We start from the raw sequence: 19,552 nt of genomic DNA, 5'->3' as shown, positions 1-19,552 counted from the left end.
ACAATCGTTAGGATAAATAAAATATAAATATTTTATTTATCCTAAAACACAGTAAACAAATAAGAATAATATGAGTAATATATAGTAATTTATATTTAGAAATAGTAGCAACCTTTATATATAAGAAATAAAGAATAGTGTAGAAAACTTTGCACTAGCGAAACCTTGAGGAGGAGAGAGAAATGAAAATAGAATCATTATTAGTTCATGGTGCAATTGATGGGGATGAGACAACAGGATCGGTGAATGTTCCAATCTATCAAACGTCCACATATAAGCAAGAACAGTTAGGTAAAAATAAAGGATATGAATATTCAAGGACTGGAAATCCGACAAGGGAAGCATTAGAGAAAACTATTGCCTTGTTGGAAAGTGGAAGCGGTGGACTTGCATTTAGCAGCGGAATGGCTGCTATTACGGCTGTTTTATCTTTATTTCATAGCGGTGACAAAGTGATAATTCCAAGTAATCTTTATGGAGGAACTTTTAGAGTAATTGATAAAGTATTTAAGAATTTTAATCTTCAATATGAGATAGTTGACTTTTCTAGACTAAATGATGTAAAAAGAATTTTAGAAAATGGAAAGGACAATGCAAGTATAAAGGCCGTTTTTATTGAAACTCCAACAAATCCGCTCATGGATATTACTGATATAGAAGAGGTTAGTAAGCTTGCAAAGGAATACGGAGCACTTACTGTTGTGGATAATACGTTTATGTCACCATATTTGCAAAGACCTTTAGAATTTGGAGCGGATATTGTTGTTCATAGTGCTACTAAGTATTTAGGCGGTCATAGTAATGTAGTAGCTGGATTAATAGCTGTAAATAATGATGAGCTTTGGGACAAGTTACACTTTATACAAAATTCAACGGGAGGAGTACTTGGACCATTTGATTCATTTATATTGCTTCAAGGCATAAAAACTTTAGGTGTTAGATTAGATAGGCACAATGAAAATGCAGAGAAAATAGCACAATTTTTATCTCAAAGTGAATATATAACTAAAATTTATTATCCAGGAATAAAGGATTCGAAAGGATATGAAATTCATAAGAAACAAGCATCTGGCTTTGGGGGAGTATTGTCTTTTGTTATAAATGAAAAAATAGATTACAAAAAGTTTCTAAGTTCACTAAGACTTATAACTTTAGGAGAAAGTCTAGGTGGGGTGGAATCTTTAATATGTCACCCAGCTAGCATGACACATGCAGCAATTCCATATAAAATAAGGCAGGAGGTTGGAATTGTCGATAATCTAGTTAGGTTGTCAGTAGGGATAGAAAATATTGATGATCTAATTGAGGACTTAAACAATGCATTTAAGGAGAGTTTGATATGAATTATGTAAGTGATGTAAAAGAACTTATTGGAAATACTCCGCTTATAAAACTCACACATATCAATGTTAAAAAAAATGTTAATATATTTGCTAAACTTGAATGTTTTAATCCTGGTGGAAGTATAAAAGATAGAATTGGAGTAACAATGATTGAGGGAGCTGAGAGAAATGGAAGCTTAAAGAGGGGGTATACCATAGTTGATGCAACAGCAGGAAATACTGGTCTTGGTATAGCTCTAGCGGCAATAAATAGAGGCTATAATATAATCTTTGTAGTACCAACCAAATTTTCAATAGAAAAGCAAAAGCTAATGAAAGCTTTGGGGGCTAAAATCATTAATACTCCAGATGAAGAAGGGATGCTTGGAGCTATAAATAAAGCTAATGAGTTATTAAAAGAGATTCCCAATAGCATTAGTCTAGGTCAATTTGAAAATGAAGATAATCCTTTAGCTCATTATGAAACAACAGGCCCTGAAATATATAAAGCATTAGATGGTAATATAAATTATTTTGTGGCAGGTGCAGGAAGTGGAGGCACATTTACGGGGATCATAAAATATCTAAAAGAAAAGGATAAGGATATTAAAGGAGTACTCGCAGATCCAGAAGGGTCAACAATGGTCGGTGGAGAGCATAAGAGTTACAAAATAGAGGGTATAGGAAATGATTTTGTTCCTAAAACAATGGATATATCTTTAGTTGATAAAGTTATAAAGGTTAATGATGATGAGGCTTTTAAGAATGTAAAGTTACTGGCTAAAAAGGAAGGTTTAATAGTTGGATCATCATCTGGAGCAATACTTGCAGCAGCATTGAAGTTATCTGAGGAAATCGATAGTGGAAATATAGTTGTTGTTTTTCCTGATAGGGGAGATAGATATCTAAGTACAACATTGTTTGATGACTAAGTAATATAAATAAATTAATGAGCTATGGAAATAAGAGATATAAGGACAAGATTTTGATTTTGGATGGGAAAAAACTTAACTATGATAACTTTATTAACGAAGTTGACTAGAAAACTAGAGACTGAGTTTCTTGATTATACATTATTTAGTATGCAAGAGACTCAGTTTTATTGTCCATAAAATAAAATTTTAGGAGGGATAAAAGATATGGCATATAAAAAGATCAATCTGGATATTCCAGAGGTTGAAAGTCGTGAACAAAGACTTGGAACTATTATTGCATGGGATGGAAAGGCATCAGAACTATCAGAGCAATCTTCTTATGAACGCAGAGGATGCGAGGGCAGAGGTAAACAATGCAGACTTTGTGAAATGAAAGGACCCTTTACACAAGGATCAGTTTGTAGCGAACAGATGGTTGAATGTCAAGCTGGAAACGTAAGAGATGCAGTGCTTATTCAACATTCACCTATTGGTTGCGGAGTGGGACAAGTACCTTATAATTCAATTTATCGAAATGGACTTGCACTTCGGAATTTACCAGTAGAAAACATAAGAATTATTTGTACTAACTTAGATGAAAGTGACATGGTATTTGGAGGTATTAAAAAGTTAAAACAATCAATTAAAGATGCTTTTGAAAGGTATAGTCCTAAGGCGATTTTCTTAGGTACGTCATGCGCGACAGGAATCATTGGAGAAGATATGGAGAGTGTGGCTGCGGAAGCAGAAGATGAAATTGGCATACCTGTAATTCCACTTGCCTGTGAAGGCTTTAGATCAAAACATTGGAGCACAGGTTTTGATGCTACTCAACATGGAATTCTTAGAAAAATTGTACGTAAAAATCCTAAAAAGCAGGAAGATTTAATTAATGTTATAAATCTTTGGGGATCTGATGTATTTACACCAATGCTAGGAGAGCTAGGATTAAGAGTAAATTATGTTGTAGATTTAGCAACGGTAGATGATCTTGCACAACTTTCAGAAGCAGCAGGAACAGTTGGGTTTTGCTATACCTTGTCATCGTATATGGCAGCAGCATTAGAACAAGAATTTGGGGTTCCAGAAATAAAGGCACCTCAACCTTATGGCTTTGCAGGTACAGATGCTTGGATTCGTGAAATAGCAAGAGTCACTCATAAAGAGGAACTTGCTGAAGAGTTTATCAAAAAAGAACATGAAAGAATAAAACCTAAGTTAAAAGAACTTAGGGAAAAACTTAAAGGCGTAAAAGGATATGTTGCAACTGGTTCAGCTTATGCTCATGGTTTAATTACTGTTTTAAGAGAATTAGGAGTTGAAGTAAATGGTTCTTTAGTATTTCATCATGATCCAGTTTATGATAGTGGAGATCCAAAGCAGGATTCTCTTAAATTTTTAATAGATAATTATGATGATGTACCTTCATTTAGTGTAAGTAATAGACAACAATATCAATTTTATGGACTCTTAAAAAAGACAAATCCAGACTTCATATTAATAAGGCATAATGGGCTCGCACCATTGGCATCCAGATTAGGAATACCAGCGGCTCCACTCGGAGATGAACATCTTGCTATTGGATATGATGGAATGGTTAATTTAGGAGAAGCTGTTTTGGATGTACTCGCCCATAGGAAATTTCATCAAGACCTAAAAGAGCATGTAAAGCTGCCTTATACCCAATGGTGGCTTGATCAAGAGGATCCTTATATTCTTGCAAAAAAACCAGAAATATTAAATGAAAAAATAATATAATTGATATTTTTTAAAGGAGGAAGTTATGGAGATTAACAAAGACGTAAATATTACTCAAACAAATTCTATAAATCAAGTGCGTTATGGTTGCGCTATAGGAGCTATTTACAGTGTATCATCAATTCCTGGAGCAATGCCTATTGTAAATTGTGGTCCTGGTTGTGCAGATAAGCAGTATACTGGTCTCGCATTTTATAATGGTTTTCAAGGGGGAGGATATAGTGGTGGAGCAGTATCGCCGAGTTCTAATGCAGGTGAAAATGAGGTTGTATTTGGTGGAGAAAACCGTCTTAGAGAATTGATTAAATCATCCTTAAAGATAATGGATGCAGAATTATTTGTAGTTCTTACTGGATGTATAGGTGAAATTGTTGGAGATGATGTAGGAGCAGTTGTTGGAGAATTTCAGAAAAAAGGAGCTCCTGTTGTATATGCGGAAACTGGTGGATTTAAAGGAAATAATTTTATAGGCCACGAATTAGTTACAAAGGCTATTATAGATCAATATGTTGGAGAATATGATGGAGAAAAAGAAAAAGGGTTAGTTAATGTATGGTCACTTTTGCCATATCAAAATACATTTTGGCGTGGAGATCTCACAGAAATAAAACGTGTACTTGAAGGAGCAGGGCTTAAAGCAAACATTCTATTTGGACCAGAATCAAAAGGAGTAAGCGAATGGAGAGATATACCTAAAGCACAGTTTAATTTAGTGCTCTCTCCTTGGCTTGGCTTAGACACTGCTAAGCATCTAGAAAATAAATATGAACAACCATTTCTACACATCCCTACTGTTCCTATTGGAGCAAAGGAAACAAGTGCATTTTTGCGTAAAGTAGTTGATTTCTCCGGAATAGATAAACAAAAAAGTGAAGATTTTATAAAAGATGAAGAAAAAAATTACTACTATTATTTAGAACACTTTTCAGATTTCTATGCTGAATATTGGTGGGGCTTACCGGCTAAATATGCAGTAGTGGGAGATAGCGCTTATAATTTAGCTCTAAATAAATTTTTAGTAAATCAGCTGGGATTAATTCCGGCTAAACAAATTATTACTGAAAATCCTCCAGAGCAGTATAGAAGAGCAATTGCGGGTGAGTATAGTAAATTAGCAGAAGATGTATCTGCAGATGTTGATTTTGCAGAGGATGGATATGTAATAGGACAATTGCTAAGACAGACAGACTTCGGGCATAAGCCGCCTATTATATTTGGTACTACATGGGAAAGAGATACAGCTAAAGAATTAAAGGGAGCAATTATTGAAGTAGGTTTTCCAGCCTCTTATGAAGTAGTACTATCAAGAACTTATATTGGATATAAAGGAGCGCTTAATTTATTAGAGAAGATTTATACTACTGCAATTAGCGCTAGTGCATAAATTTCATTGTAAAAATCTTTAAACATAAAATAAGTAAAAAAGTTTAAGAAAATAATACGAATTATTAAGTATATTTAAAATTTAAACAGTTTAATTATGAAGTCATTTATAGATATCCTTTTGATAAAAGAGGATATCTATTTTTGTTAAGTAATGCCTAAATATGTATATTTTAATTGAATTTTTTATTACTAGACTTATTTTAGCATTTGGAGTAACAGAATTTTAAATTAAATTTATTATTGAAACATAATATAAACAATTCAAATATTGCCATTTTTTAATTAACTAAACTATAGTATATAAATAAATTAGAATATATATGTCAATACTAATATTAAAATAAGATAAAATCTATATTGTACAAGGTTATTGTGGTAGTATATAGGTATATAGGAATAAAATATAGTAATAGTATAATGGAGGAAGAAATTATGGGAATAAAACAAACATTAGCAAGTTTTATGAAAGAACCTGCATATAGGCCAATGGACATTGAAGAATTAATTGCTGTATTTGATATAAAGAAAAATGAATATAATGCGTTTAAAAAGACTTTAAGAACTATGGAAAATGAAGGACTTATTATAAGAACTAAAAAAGACAAGTATATGATAGCTAATGCGAATCATGAAGAAGAAGGTCTTATTATAGGATCGCTTCAATCACATTCAAAAGGTTTTGGATTTTTAATTCCAGAAGAAGAGGGACAAAAAGACGTATTTATACCAAGCAATTGTATAAATGGAGCTATGAATGGTGATAAAATATCTGTTAGAGTAACAAGAGAAGATACAAAGACCAAGAAAAGAGAAGGAGAAGTAGTAGAAATTATTGAAAGAAACACTACTAGAATAGTAGGAGTATATGAAGATTCTAAAAATTTTGGTTTTGTAGTTTCTGAGGATCCAAGGATATCTAAAGATGTATTCATCTCAAAGAAGGATAGGAATGGTGCCAATGATGGAGATGTTGTTACAGTTAAGATAACAAAATGGCCTGAGGAAAATAGAAAAGCTGAAGGAGTTGTAACAGAGGTTTTAGGAAGAAAAGGTGACAGAGGAATAGACATTCTAATGATAATTAAAAAACTTGGACTTCCAGAAGAATTTAGTGAAAAAGTTCAAAAGTATGCTGAAGGTATTTCTGATGAAATTGATGAAGAAGAATATAAAGGCAGAAGAGATTTAAGAGATTTGAGAATGGTCACAATAGATGGTGAAGATGCTAAGGATTTAGATGATGCTGTATCTATCGAAAAATTAAGTAATGGCAACTTTAAACTAGGAGTTCATATTGCCGATGTAACACACTATGTAAAAGAAAATAGTCCATTAGATAAGGAAGCATTAAAAAGAGCAACATCAGTTTATTTAATAGATAGAGTTGTTCCGATGTTACCTAGAAAATTATCTAATGGAATATGTTCATTAAACCCTAGAGTAGATAGATTAACATTAACTTGCTTCATGGAGATAGATCATAAAGGAAAAGTTGTAGACCATGAAATTGTAGAATCTGTAATAAAAACTAATGAGAGAATGACATATAAAGATGTCACAAAGATATTAAGAGATAATGATGAGGAACTTATAAAAAGATATGACTATCTTGTTGATGACTTTAAAATGATGGAAGAGTTATGTGGTATATTAAGAAATAAGAGAACCAAAAGAGGTGCCATTGATTTTGAAATAGCAGAAGCTAAGATAACACTTAACGAGTTAGGAAAACCAATTGAGATTAAACCATATGATCGTGAAATATCAAACAGGATGATAGAAGAATTTATGTTAGCAGCAAATGAGACAGTTGCAGAGCATATGTTTGGTACTCATCTACCTTTTGTATACAGAATACATGAGAGTCCAGATGAAGAAAAATTAGCTAAATTTAAAGAATTTGTTTATAATTTGGGATATGCTATTCAATGGACAGAAGAAATAAGACCAAAAAGTTTTCAAGAGATTCTAGAAAAGGTTAAGGGAAAAAACGAAGAAACAGTTGTAAGTACACTTTTATTAAGATCTATGATGCAGGCAAGATATGCACCAGAATGTAGCGGACATTTTGGGCTTGCAGCTGAGTACTACTGCCACTTCACTTCACCAATAAGAAGATATCCTGATTTACAAATTCATAGAATCATAAAAGAATATTTGCATGGAGAAGTAGATGGAACTAGAATAAATAAATTAAAAAATATAGTAGGTTATGCAGCTAAACAATCTTCTGAAATGGAAAGAAAGGCTCAAGATGCAGAAAGAGAAGTTGATGATCTTAAAAAAGCTGAGTATATGCAAGAGAGAATTGGTCAAGAATTCGAAGGAATTATATCTTCAGTTACATCTTTTGGAATATTCGTTGAGTTACCAAACACAATTGAAGGTTTAGTTCATATAACAGATCTAGATGATGATTATTATATATTCAATGAAGCAAATTTAAGCTTGATTGGTGAAAGAACTAAAAAGTTATATAAACTTGGAGATAAAGTAAAAGTAGAATGCGTTAATGTAGATATAACAAATAGAGAGATATTTTTTAAGATTACACAAGAGCCAAAGAGAGAAGAAACAGATAAAGATTTTGAATCAGAAGGAAAAATTAGCGAAGTAGAAAAAAAGTTAGTTGAAGTATAAGATATGATTTTAATGTTCTGAAAGAGCAAAAATTTGTGCATATAAACTTATTTTGAGCGTTCATATCAGCAATGTTCAAAATAAGTTGATTTACAGAAATGGGTATAATATAATTTTAGTAGAAATATAACCATAGCGGGTGATTATGATGGCAAGAAAAAGAAATGAGAATTCATTAGCAGAAAATAGAAAAGCAAGGCATGACTATTTTGTAGAAGAGGCAATGGAAGCAGGTTTGGTTTTAGTTGGGACAGAGGTTAAATCAATAAGAAATGGAAGAGTGAATCTTAAAGACTGTTATGCAGATATATATAATGGTGAAATATTTGTAAAGAATATGCACATATCTCCTTATGAACAAGGAAATATATTTAATGTAGATCCATTAAGAGAGAGAAAATTACTTCTTCATAGAGATGAAATAAGAAGACTTGATGGTTTAGTGTCTAGAGATGGATATACCTTAATACCTCTATCATTGTATTTGAAGGACGGAAAAGTTAAAGTTGCGCTTGGAGTTTGTAAAGGTAAGAAAAATTATGATAAGAGAGACTCGATGTTAGAAAAAGCTCATAAGAGGGACATGGATAGAGCAATTAAGGAAAAGAATAAATATTAATTAAGCATGCTACCGAAAGTATAAAAATATTTTTGGTAGTTTTTTATTTGGTTAAAATACAAGATAATATGGGGTTTTTAGATAAAATTATTATAGAAATAATCTGAATAATAAATGGGTGACATTTACAATAAATATACTATTACAAAAATATGTGTCATATAATTTTTTGTAAGTAATAATATGTAAATGAGATTAGTATTAAGGGGGAAATAATTGTGAAAAAACTTCTAAAGTTCAGAAAAGTTATATCAATTTTTACTAGCTTATTCTTCATAATTACTTTATTTAGCTCGTTTTCTATAAGAGTTTATGCAACTGAGAATGAAAAAATGTTTGACGTTATCGAAATCACTGATTTTCATGGAACACTTAATGATTCATCAGGAAATCAAGTTGCAGGGGTTTTAGCAGATAGAATAGAAAAAGTGAAAGAGTCTAATAAAGATAGGACATTGATTTTAGGTGGAGGTGATTTGTATCAAGGGGCTGCAACATCTAATATCATGAAAGGGGTTCCTGTTCAGGAGACTATGTCTAAGATTGGAATGGAGATAACAACTCTTGGAAATCATGAGTTTGATTGGGGATTGGATACAACTACAAATACAACAATGAAGGGTGCAGCGTATTCAATAGTTTGCAGCAATCTTTACGATAAGAAGACTGGCAAGCGTGTATTTGATCCATATAAAATTATAACTAAAGATGGCATAAAAATCGCCGTTATAGGAGGAATAACAAGAGAAACAGAGACGAGTGTATCACCTAAATTTGTGAGTGACTATAAATTTACAGACCTTGCAAGTGAAATAAATCCTATTGCACTACAAATAAAGAAAGATAAATTGGCGGATGTAGTAATTGTATTGGTGCATGAAGGTGATAAGGGTGATAATGCAACAGGGCCAGTATTTGATTTAGCTAATAACCTTCAGAATGTAGATGCTGTATTTGGTGGACATAGCCATACTAAAACTGCTGCAATTGCTAAGAATACCAATATTCCAGTATATATTGGGGGATCAAACGGTAAAGGGTATATAGATGCTAAATTCAAGGTGACTAGTGATAATAAAATCGTATTTGATCAGCCAAATCTTGAAACAAGTTATGTGGCGCTAGATAATGACAAAGGATATAAAACTGGAACACCACAAACAGACAGTGATGTTGATAAAATTGTAGATAATGCCAATAAACAGATAGAGCCAATGACGAGTGAAGTTATTGGGTATAATACAGAAAAGGATTTAACAAGAAAATTAGATGCTTCTCCATATGGATCATCAGTTTTAGGAAATTGGGCATCTGACGTTACAAGAAATTCTATTAAAGCTGATGTTGGATTTCAAAATAATGGAGGTCTTAGAATAGATATTCCACAAGGAAATATTACAGTCGGAACTATGTGGCAGTTTATGCCTTTTGATAACACAATTTATAAATTAAGCATGACAAAATCTCAATTAAAAGAAGTTCTAGAGCAGGCTGTTGCGGATAACAGTAAGGGGTTACAGGTATCGGGAATTAAATTCGGCTATGATTCAAATCTTCCATCAGGTCAAAGAGTTAAATCTATCACAAAAGAAGATGGAACTCCTATTAGTGATAACGAAAGTTTATCTGTTGCAGTTCCAGATTTTGTGGCTCAAGGAGGAGATTCGTTTACTGCATTTACAAAGTACGGTGGATTAGATGTTAAAAATGATACTCATGTTTTAGTAAGAGATGCATTTATAGATTGGTGTAAAGAAAATAAAGATAAAAATGATAAAAATACAATACCTAATACTGATATACCAAGAATGGTTAATATGTCTAGTTCAATAACTTTATTAGCAACAACGGATGTTCATGGTACAGTTTTAAATTATGATTATGGAACAGGAAAAGCACCATCTAAAGCACAGGGATTAGCTAAAGTTTCATCATATGTTAAAAGTGTAAGAGAAAATAATAATAATGTGATGCTAATTGATAATGGAGACACAATTCAAGGAACACCACTATCATATTACTATGATATTTTAGACACTACTTTAGAGCACCCTATGGCAAAGGTTATGGGAGCTATGAAGTATGATTCGTGGACACTAGGAAATCATGAATTCAATTATGGATTAGATGTATTAAATAGAGTGATTAAAGACTATAAGTCAGAAGGAATAGAAGTACTTGGAGCTAATATATATAAGAACGATTCAACAAATTTTGTAGATCCATATATAATGAAAAGTTTTTATGTTAATGGTAAAGAAGTCAAAGTAGCGGTTATAGGTTTAGAAAATAAATGCATACCAAGTTGGGAAGATAAAAAACATTACGATGGATTGGTATTTAATGATCTTGTAGATGAATCTAAAAAGTGGGTTAAAGAAGTAAAAGCCAAGGGCGCAGATGTTGTTATAATTTCAGCACATAGTGGTCAAGAGACTGATGCAGATGTTATACCAGAAAATGAAATTAACGCAATAGCAACACAAGTTGATGGTATAGATGCAATTATAGCAGGTCACACACATTTGAAAGTAAATGATCTAACTAAGAAGAATCCAGAAGGTAAAGTTGTTCCAATAGTTGAGTCAACTAAGGGAGCTACAGGTTTGGCACAAGTTGATATGAACTTTGATGGAAATGCAAAGCTTATAGGAATTTCAACAAAAAACATTGTTATTGATAATAGCATAGTAGATGATCAGGAGATTGTCGATTTAATTAAACCTTATGAAGATACAACATTAAAATATGTAGATACAAAAATAGGAACTTCAACCGGAGAATTTACAGGAAGTGGACAATTAACTGAGCCTACTGCAATTATGGAGCTCATTAATAAAGTACAAAAAGAAAGTGCTGGGACTCAATTATCAATTGCGGCACCATTAAGTTCTGGAGCATATATACCTCAAGGCGATGTTACAATAAAAGATATGATGGCAGTATATGTATTTGAAAACTTTTTGTATGGAGTAAAAATGACAGGAAAGCAATTGAAAGACTGGATGGAATATTCAGTTAGATATTATGATCAAACAACAGGGGATAATGCAGCAGTAATAAAAGATCCAATATTAAATATTCCAGATTATAACTTGGATCAATTATATGGTGCAACATATGATATTGATTTAACACAACCTGCATGTACTATCGACAAGGAAACAGGAAGAGTAATATCAGGAAATAGAATAAAGAATTTAAAGGTTAATGGTGTCGAAGTAAAAGATTCAGATGAATTTACAGTTGCTATAAACAATTATAGATTTAATGGTGGTGGAGGTTTTATGAAGGCCGCTGGATTAAGTAATACTGATTCAAGTATTATTGTCTATGATTCAGGAAAAGCACTTGGTGATGATGGTCAAGTGAGAAGTCTAATGACTAGCTACATTAAAAAACATGGAGAGATATCTCCAGATTGCTCAAATAATTGGGAGATACTGAATGTAGATAAACAGAAAAAAGCAGCGTAAGATCTGAAGCGATTATTTTCAGGCATAAATAAATATATATATAAGTGATTCTAGTAAAAATGAAGCCATGCACATAGATAGATTTATCTACATGTGTATGGTTTCAAATTCTATTGAAGAATATTTATTATTTCTTATACTGATATTTTTATTAGCCTAGATATTGATTTTGAATATTTGATAGAAATATATAGCATATACAACAGATTTAACAATATAAATATAAAATAATTTAATATTTATACTATAAACTTAAATTTATTAATTAATTTCATAAAAAAATCTTGCAATATATGCAGAAAGTATATATAATAAAACCAATCCGATTACAATACTTGGATTTGAAAGAGCAAAAGGTTATTCTATAGATTTTGACAAATTAAAAAAAGTTGTATATAATTAGGTCAAAGCTAAATTAAATAATCTGAATATCTTATCGAGAGCGGTGGAGGGACTGGCCCTTTGAAACCCGGCAACCGAAATATTATTTTTTACTAAATGATATTTATATGGTGCTAATTCCAGCAGCTTTTAGCTGATAGATGAGAGGATAAATTTGTATGGTGTTTTATGCGCTAGAGATTTATTCTCTAGCGCTTTTGTTTTGAGGTGAACGTTAATAATTAAGTTAATTATTACATCACCTTAGTTATCCGGAAACTAACAAAACAAAGTCAAAGGAGGAAATGTGTTTGATAGAAATCAAAAATGTGGTAAAGAATTTTGGGGAAACACAAGTTATAAAAGATGTATCAATAAGCATTAAAGAGGGCGAAATTTATGGAATAATAGGACACAGCGGAGCAGGAAAGTCAACACTATTAAGATGCATTAATGGACTTGAATCTTATGATGGAGGTTCAATAAATGTAATGGGGAAAGAGGTTTCATCATTAGAAGGAAAAAGTCTTAGGGAATTTAGAAAAGATTTGGGGATGATTTTTCAAAATTTCAATCTTATGCAAAGAAAAAATGTTTTTGATAATGTTGCTCTTCCTCTTGAAGTGTGGGGGTACAACAAAAGTGAAATTAAGGACAAAGTATTAAGATTATTAGATTTAGTTGGATTAACAGACAAAAAGCTAAGCAAACCGTCAGAGCTTAGTGGTGGACAAAAACAAAGAGTAGCAATAGCAAGGGCATTAGCGTTAGACCCTAAAATACTACTTTGTGATGAAGCAACTTCTGCATTAGATCCTAAAATTACAAAAGACATTTTAGCATTACTTTCTAAAATAAACAAAGAATTAGGGATTACAATAGTAATGGTAACTCATCAAATGGAAGTAATAAAAGAAGTTTGTGAAAAAGTTGCATTGCTAGATGGTGGAAAGATAAAAGCAGAAGGAAGATCAGAAGATTTATTCTTACAACCAGGAAAATCATTAAAGAAATTCTTAGGAGAAGAAGATGAAGGAATATTACCAGAAGAAGGTGTTAATATCAAGATATTCTTCCCAAGTGATTCTTCTGAAAATGCACTAATTACAAAGATGGCAAGGGAATTAGAGATAGATTTTTCTATAGTTTGGGGAAAACTTGAAAAATTTAGGAGCGAAGTATTAGGTGGGCTTGTAATAAACATCAACGAAGAGGATAAGGACAAGGTTATAAAGTACCTTGAAAATAAGGATATCTTATTGGAGGTGATCGAATAATGAATCAGGTAATAGTAAAAGCTTTAATAGAAACTCTAGAGATGGTTTTTGCATCGACTATAGGTTCACTTATTTTAGGATTCATACCTGCAATAATATTAACAGTTACTGCAAAAGACGGATTAAAACCAAATAAAATAGTTTATACAGTTTTAGATTTAATAATTAATATATTAAGAAGTTTTCCAGTTATCATATTAATGGTAGCAATAATACCATTAACTAGATTTATTGCTGGTAAATCTATAGGTACAGAAGCAGCTATTGTTCCACTTACAATTGCAGCAGCACCATTTGTAGCAAGAATTATAGAATCATCACTTAGAGAAGTCGATAAAGGAATAATAGAGGCGGCAAGATCTTTTGGAGCATCAAACACTCAAATTATCTTTAAGGTAATGCTTAAAGAAGCAATTCCTTCAATAGCATCAGGAATTACTCTTACAATAATAAGCATTGTTGGATATTCTGCAATGGCAGGAACTATTGGGGGTGGAGGACTTGGTCAAGTAGCTATAAGCTATGGATATCAAAGATTCCAAACTGATTATATGGTAGTAACATGTATTGTGTTAATCATAGTAGTACAAGGACTACAGCTTATAGGCAATTATTTTTACAATAAATTATCAAAATAGGGGGAATAAATATGAAAAAGAAATCAATTTTATCAGTAGTTTTAGCAGGAGTAGTGACACTAGGATTAGTAGGTTGCGGGGGCACAGCTACTTCAGGAAGTAAAGATTCTAAAAATGACAAGGTAATAAAGATTGGGGTAACACCAAAGCCACATGAAGAAATAGTAAATATAGCTAAACCATTACTTGAAAAAGAAGGATATACAGTAGAAATAACAGAATTTAATGATTACAATCAACCTAACACTGCTGTAGAAGAAGGTTCATTAGATGCAAATTTCTTCCAACATACTCCATACTTAAATGAACAAAATTCATCTAAGGGATATCACCTAGTTTCAGTTGGTGCAATACATTTAGAGCCAATGGGATTATATTCTAAGAAGGTAAAAAGTTTAGATGAACTTAAAGATGGAGCTACAATTGCCGTTCCTAATGATCCATCAAATGAAGCTAGAGCATTAAAATTATTAGCAGGAAAAGGCTTAATAAAAATTAAAGATGGAGAACTAGTTACATCAAAGGATATTACTGAAAACCCTAAAAACTTAAAGTTTAATGAATTAGAAGCAGCAGCAGTTCCAAGAGCAATAGATGACGTTGATGCTGCAGTAATCAATGGAAACTATGCTATAGAAGCTAAATTTAATCCAGCAAAAGATGCAATTATTATTGAAGATAAGGCTTCAGAAGCTGCTAAACCTTATGCAAACATAGTTGTTGTAAAACAAGGTAATGAAAATCAAGAAAAAATCAAAGCTTTAGTAAAAGCTATGACATCACCAGAAGTAAAAGAATTTATAGAAAAAGAATATAATGGTTCAGTAATTCCAGTATTTTAATAGTTCATTTTGAACATATAGATTCAAAAAAGAAATTGAATAATAAGTAGTATTTGCAGCATAAATATGCTGCATTACAAGAAGAGAGGCTATGCCAAATGTCATTTAGGCAACAAAATGATATTAAGGCATGCCTTCTTTTTTTATCAGAAAGTTAAATGGGGGCTTTTGCTATTAAGAAAAATTGTAGATTCTATATATAACAATCTTTAATAATTTTCTGGAATAATGTATACTTTTAAGTATATTTAGGAAAATAATTTGATTTAATTTATATAAAAGTAAGAATTTACTCTAAAGGGGAATAAAAAATGAACATATCAGAAGTAAAAGTTAAATTAACTGGTAATGATATATTAAGTATAATCAATGAATTTGTTAAGGTTGATGGGTTGGATTTAAGAACAGTAACTATTAATGATGGAATAATATTAGAAGGAACTTTGAAAAAGGGAATAAATATAGACTTTAATATAAAGGTTCAATTAGTTGGGTGTGTTCATAACAAAATTACTGTAAAGATAGTTAAAGTTAAAGTATTAAATGTTGGTTTTCTTAGAATATTAAGAAGTTTTGTGATAAAGCAATTAGCAAAAGCTTTTAAAAAGTATGGAATAGATAGTGATAGGGATAAAGTAATAATTGATATAAATACAATACTTCAAGATGTACCATACATAAATCTAAATATTAGTGAGGTCTTCATGAAAAAATCAGAGGTATTGGCTGAAATTTCTAATGTTGAGGTTTCAATACTAGGAGAATTAATAAAGGAAAGTGATATTGAAGAAACAAGTGAAGAAGAAGAGATTGATGTAGCATCATTGGATCTTATAGATAAAACTAAAGATTGCTATTCTGTCGGAAGAAATAAAATTACAAATAAATTATCTGAAAATGTGAGAAATTATAAAGAGTATATATTTGTATTGCCAGATATAGCTTCTTTAATATATAGATTACTTAAGGATAAAAGAGTATCTATAAAGACTAAGCTTATAATGTCGGCAGGAATAGCATATGTAACTGTACCAGTTAACATAATACCTAATAGTATACCATTTATAGGTGTGATTGATGATATTGGAGTTATATTTTTTGTTTTAAATAAGATTATTAAAGATATACCATTATCGATAATAGTAGAGAATTGGGAAGGTAAAAATGATATACTTTTAGTATTAAAAAAAGGAATAGAATATCTAACTAACTTTACAAATGCTGCAAATATTGAAAAATTATATAGTGCTGTAGAAGAATTATCATCACTATAGAAAATATTATTTATAAATTTAATAACATATAGATTATAAGTTTATAAATATTCCATGAAAAGTATAATAATAAGTTAGACGGTCGGAGAAAGGAATAATATATGGCAAAAAAAGTTTATGCAATACAATATGGTTTTGATATTAAAAATAACAAAAAGGTTGAAAATGTAATAGTCAATACTTGGAATGAATGCTTAGCATATGTAAAAGGGGTAAAGGGAGCAAAGTATAAGAGTTTCGAAGACATAGAAGAGGCAAAATCATATCTAAACGAAGGAAATAGAATGCTAAAAAAGAGTGATGAAAGTTATCCAAAAGACTGTCTTCATGCATATGTTGATGGAAGTTATAATTCTTCTGACGGAAGATATTCTTATGGGGTAGTTTGTGTTAATGATGATGTTGTAGAATATATAGAAAGCGGAGCTGAAAAAGATAGCTCTTCTAAAAATATAAGACAAATAGCAGGCGAACTTAAGGGAGCTGTTAGAGCTGTTGAATATGCTTTAGAACATGGACAAAAAAAAGTAGTTCTATTTCATGATTACGAGGGGATAGCTCATCATGCAACTGGAGCATGGGAACGAAAAGAAGAATCATCTATGCAATATTATAAAAAGATGCAAGAGTTAATAAATTCTGGAATGGAAATTATATTTGTAAAAGTTGATAGTCATACTGGAGATTTATTTAACGAGCTTGTTGATGAGAAATGTAAAGAGTGCTTAGGGATAACTTCTGATAGAACCGTTGAAAAATGGTTAAGTAAAAATGTTATAAGAGTTTCTGGTACTAAGGTTAAAGAAGAAATCTTAAGCATAGCTCCAAGTCATTCAAATAATATAATTTTAATTGGCGAAGATGAAAATCTACAAATGGAAAATATATTGAATGTAGATAAGAAAGATGACAATGAAATTAGATTTGAACAAATTATTGGTTTATATAGAAATAACGCTATCGAAGGCAAAAAGATAATTTCTAAGCTATTAAGCAAAGAAAAAGAAAAATTAATTTTTTATCTTCTTAAAGAGTACATTGATAATAATTAAACCAGTATATATGTTGGAATAATAGATTCGCATTTAAAATGCAAATAAGAAAAATGCTTAATTAGGACTGGAATATAGAAAGCTGATTGTAATATGCATAGTTACTTTTTAGAATATTTTTAAAACTGTATATAATCATGGAATAAATTAACTTGGATAACTTTTTGATTAATACACAATATATTTATAGAAAATAAATTGATGTTAAAGAGGTGTTTATTATGGAAAGATTTTCCAAGGGAATGATGACTGGATTTTTAATTGGAGTTGCTGTCGAAATGTCTCTAATGCCACGTATGGATAGAAGGAGTCAAAAAACAATGAGAAGAGCAGGCAGAAGAATGAGGAATATGGCTGAATCAGTAGGTCATGAAGTTTATGATTGGATGAGATAGAATTACAAAAAGAAAGTATAATATGTAAAAATTAGGTATAACAAAAATAGAAGGGCATGAATTTCTTTCATGCCTTTTTATTTTTATTTATTGTATTTATACTTTTGTACATAAATATGGATAATAAAATTAAATTATATAAAATTTGGGGCACATTTATATTTTTATGCAGTTTTTTATAAATTTATGTTATAATTAAGGAAATTATATTAAAATAACTAAATAATTTGTTGAATAGAGAAGGATTAAAAAGATGGAAATTCTATCATTAGGAGAAAAGATCAAGAGAAGAAGAAAACAATTGAATATGACGTTGAAGGATTTGGCAAAAGACAGAATAACTCCAGGACAAATAAGTTTGGTAGAATCTGGCCGTTCGAATCCATCAGTAGATTTGCTAGAATATTTAGCTGATGCATTGAACACAAATGTAGAATATTTAATGGAATCAGAAGAAAGCCAAGCTGAAAAGATTAGTTTATATTACGAACAGGTAGGGGAATCATGCATACTCCAGGGAGATTACGAAAAAGGTCAAAGATATATTGATAATGCTCTATACTACTGTGAAAAATATAATCTAGAATATAGAAAAGCAATGATATATTTTATAACAGCAAAATCCTACATGTATAAAAGAGATTTTCCTATGGCTCAGAAGTTTTTTTTATCAGCAAATGTAATTTTTGTAAAAAATAATAATTATGAGCAGATAATAAAAACTTTCCTACATTTAGCTAATATTGCTTTAGAATTAAAGGCATATCATTCTTCTAGTAGTTACTTAAAACAGGCTGAAAAGGTATATATAGACAATAAGGTTGTAGATGAATTTTTAATGGGAGAAATATACTACAATATGGCTAGAACATATTATGATGTAGAAGAATTGGATTTAGCCTTAGAATATTCTTGTCTAGCAAGAAATAGATTTGAACAAGTCTATAATGATGAAGATTATGCGAGAAATCTATTCTCTTTAGCAGAAGAATTTAATAAAAAAGGTGACTTGCCGAATGCAATAAAGTATTCAAAGAAAACATTAGAAGTATATAAAAAGATACAGTATAACAAGAGCATAGTTAATATAGAACATAATTTAGGAAAGTTATTTTATGAACTAGGAAATTTAGATGAATCTCTTAAGCATTATGATATATCAAAAAGTATTAGTACACAAAATCGTGTAGGATGTATAAATGATATACTAATAGATATTTGTAAAAGTTATCTGAAGTTAAAGAATACTGAACAATGTAGCAAAATACTAAAAGATATAGAAAATAGAATTGAAGAGCATGATATAGACAGAAAAATCGAATGTAAACTAATAAAATATACTATGTTCAATATTGACGATAAACCAGAACAAGCAGAAAGTGTATTGATTGATACATATGTGCTAGCAAAAAATAGCGGAAAATTGTCGAAGGCTGCTGAATTAGCTATGAGAGTCGGAAAATATTTCATAGATAAAAAAGAAGAAGAAGAGGCTTCATATTACTTAAATCAAGGAATAAAGTTATTTGATGAAGCAGAAAAGTTAGAAAATTACAAATTATAAGTAAGTGGGTGAGA

The 19,552-nt window shown here is 30.8% G+C and carries 14 protein-coding genes and 1 riboswitch; all 14 genes read left to right on the top strand.

The window, feature by feature from the left end:
* The first annotated feature begins 182 nt into the window (after window positions 1-182).
* The 14 genes from L3B96_RS18260 (at window position 183) to L3B96_RS18195 (ending at window position 19,538) form a co-directional block, all read left to right on the top strand.
* Complete coding sequence (locus L3B96_RS18260) at window positions 183-1,343, top strand: PLP-dependent aspartate aminotransferase family protein (RefSeq protein ID WP_023973646.1); 1,161 nt, start codon at window positions 183-185, stop codon at window positions 1,341-1,343.
* Window positions 1,340-2,254, top strand: a complete 915-nt coding sequence (locus L3B96_RS18255) for a cysteine synthase family protein (protein WP_238899300.1) — start codon at window positions 1,340-1,342, stop codon at window positions 2,252-2,254. The genes L3B96_RS18260 and L3B96_RS18255 overlap by 4 nt, the downstream gene beginning before the upstream one ends.
* Window positions 2,255-2,461: 207 nt before the next feature.
* A complete protein-coding gene (locus L3B96_RS18250) occupies window positions 2,462-3,994 on the top strand; it encodes a nitrogenase component 1 (protein WP_238948259.1) in 1,533 nt (510 codons plus the stop codon).
* 25 nt (window positions 3,995-4,019) lie between these two features.
* Window positions 4,020-5,378 (top strand): nitrogenase component 1, encoded by a 1,359-nt coding sequence (locus L3B96_RS18245; protein WP_238948258.1) that lies wholly within the window; start codon window positions 4,020-4,022, stop codon window positions 5,376-5,378.
* Between the two features lie 434 nt (window positions 5,379-5,812).
* Window positions 5,813-8,020: a ribonuclease R gene (gene rnr / locus L3B96_RS18240; RefSeq protein ID WP_038457150.1), complete on the top strand. Its 2,208-nt coding sequence runs from the start codon at window positions 5,813-5,815 to the stop codon at window positions 8,018-8,020.
* Window positions 8,021-8,168: 148 nt separating this feature from the next.
* Window positions 8,169-8,639: an SsrA-binding protein SmpB gene (gene smpB, locus L3B96_RS18235; RefSeq protein WP_011967982.1), complete on the top strand. Its 471-nt coding sequence runs from the start codon at window positions 8,169-8,171 to the stop codon at window positions 8,637-8,639.
* 218 nt (window positions 8,640-8,857) lie between these two features.
* Entirely contained in the window at window positions 8,858-12,115 is a 3,258-nt protein-coding gene (locus L3B96_RS18230) for a 5'-nucleotidase C-terminal domain-containing protein (RefSeq protein WP_238948257.1), read from the top strand.
* A gap of 430 nt (window positions 12,116-12,545) precedes the next feature.
* A riboswitch (SAM riboswitch) is annotated at window positions 12,546-12,664 on the top strand.
* A gap of 143 nt (window positions 12,665-12,807) precedes the next feature.
* Window positions 12,808-13,773, top strand: coding sequence for a methionine ABC transporter ATP-binding protein (locus L3B96_RS18225; protein WP_011967984.1), 966 nt, complete (start codon window positions 12,808-12,810; stop codon window positions 13,771-13,773).
* Window positions 13,773-14,411, top strand: coding sequence for a methionine ABC transporter permease (locus tag L3B96_RS18220; protein WP_017212473.1), 639 nt, complete (start codon window positions 13,773-13,775; stop codon window positions 14,409-14,411). Before L3B96_RS18225 ends, L3B96_RS18220 begins: the two co-directional genes overlap by 1 nt.
* An 11-nt stretch (window positions 14,412-14,422) precedes the next feature.
* Complete coding sequence (locus L3B96_RS18215) at window positions 14,423-15,253, top strand: MetQ/NlpA family ABC transporter substrate-binding protein (RefSeq protein WP_011967986.1); 831 nt, start codon at window positions 14,423-14,425, stop codon at window positions 15,251-15,253.
* 311 nt (window positions 15,254-15,564) lie between these two features.
* Window positions 15,565-16,527, top strand: coding sequence for a DUF1232 domain-containing protein (locus tag L3B96_RS18210; protein ID WP_238948256.1), 963 nt, complete (start codon window positions 15,565-15,567; stop codon window positions 16,525-16,527).
* A gap of 101 nt (window positions 16,528-16,628) precedes the next feature.
* Window positions 16,629-17,579 (top strand): ribonuclease H family protein, encoded by a 951-nt coding sequence (locus L3B96_RS18205; RefSeq protein WP_238948255.1) that lies wholly within the window; start codon window positions 16,629-16,631, stop codon window positions 17,577-17,579.
* Window positions 17,580-17,800: 221 nt separating this feature from the next.
* The gene (locus L3B96_RS18200; protein WP_011967989.1) at window positions 17,801-17,974 is read left to right on the top strand and encodes a hypothetical protein; all 174 of its coding nucleotides are present in this window, start codon (window positions 17,801-17,803) and stop codon (window positions 17,972-17,974) included.
* 253 nt (window positions 17,975-18,227) lie between these two features.
* Complete coding sequence (locus tag L3B96_RS18195) at window positions 18,228-19,538, top strand: tetratricopeptide repeat protein (protein WP_011967990.1); 1,311 nt, start codon at window positions 18,228-18,230, stop codon at window positions 19,536-19,538.
* The last annotated feature ends 14 nt before the right edge of the window (window positions 19,539-19,552 follow it).

This window comes from Clostridium sp. YIM B02569 (assembly GCF_022320765.1).
GTDB lineage: Bacteria > Bacillota > Clostridia > Clostridiales > Clostridiaceae > Clostridium > Clostridium beijerinckii.
Note: the sequence above shows the minus strand (reverse complement) of the source record. Positions and strands in the feature narration are given on the sequence as shown.

Coding starts and splice junctions, on each gene's coding strand:
- L3B96_RS18260 (WP_023973646.1), top strand. CDS start 183: ATGAAAATAGAATCATTATTAGTTCATGGTGCAATTGATGGGGATGAG.
- L3B96_RS18255 (WP_238899300.1), top strand. CDS start 1,340: ATGAATTATGTAAGTGATGTAAAAGAACTTATTGGAAATACTCCGCTT.
- L3B96_RS18250 (WP_238948259.1), top strand. CDS start 2,462: ATGGCATATAAAAAGATCAATCTGGATATTCCAGAGGTTGAAAGTCGT.
- L3B96_RS18245 (WP_238948258.1), top strand. CDS start 4,020: ATGGAGATTAACAAAGACGTAAATATTACTCAAACAAATTCTATAAAT.
- rnr (WP_038457150.1), top strand. CDS start 5,813: ATGGGAATAAAACAAACATTAGCAAGTTTTATGAAAGAACCTGCATAT.
- smpB (WP_011967982.1), top strand. CDS start 8,169: ATGGCAAGAAAAAGAAATGAGAATTCATTAGCAGAAAATAGAAAAGCA.
- L3B96_RS18220 (WP_017212473.1), top strand. CDS start 13,773: ATGAATCAGGTAATAGTAAAAGCTTTAATAGAAACTCTAGAGATGGTT.
- L3B96_RS18215 (WP_011967986.1), top strand. CDS start 14,423: ATGAAAAAGAAATCAATTTTATCAGTAGTTTTAGCAGGAGTAGTGACA.
- L3B96_RS18210 (WP_238948256.1), top strand. CDS start 15,565: ATGAACATATCAGAAGTAAAAGTTAAATTAACTGGTAATGATATATTA.
- L3B96_RS18205 (WP_238948255.1), top strand. CDS start 16,629: ATGGCAAAAAAAGTTTATGCAATACAATATGGTTTTGATATTAAAAAT.
- L3B96_RS18200 (WP_011967989.1), top strand. CDS start 17,801: ATGGAAAGATTTTCCAAGGGAATGATGACTGGATTTTTAATTGGAGTT.
- L3B96_RS18195 (WP_011967990.1), top strand. CDS start 18,228: ATGGAAATTCTATCATTAGGAGAAAAGATCAAGAGAAGAAGAAAACAA.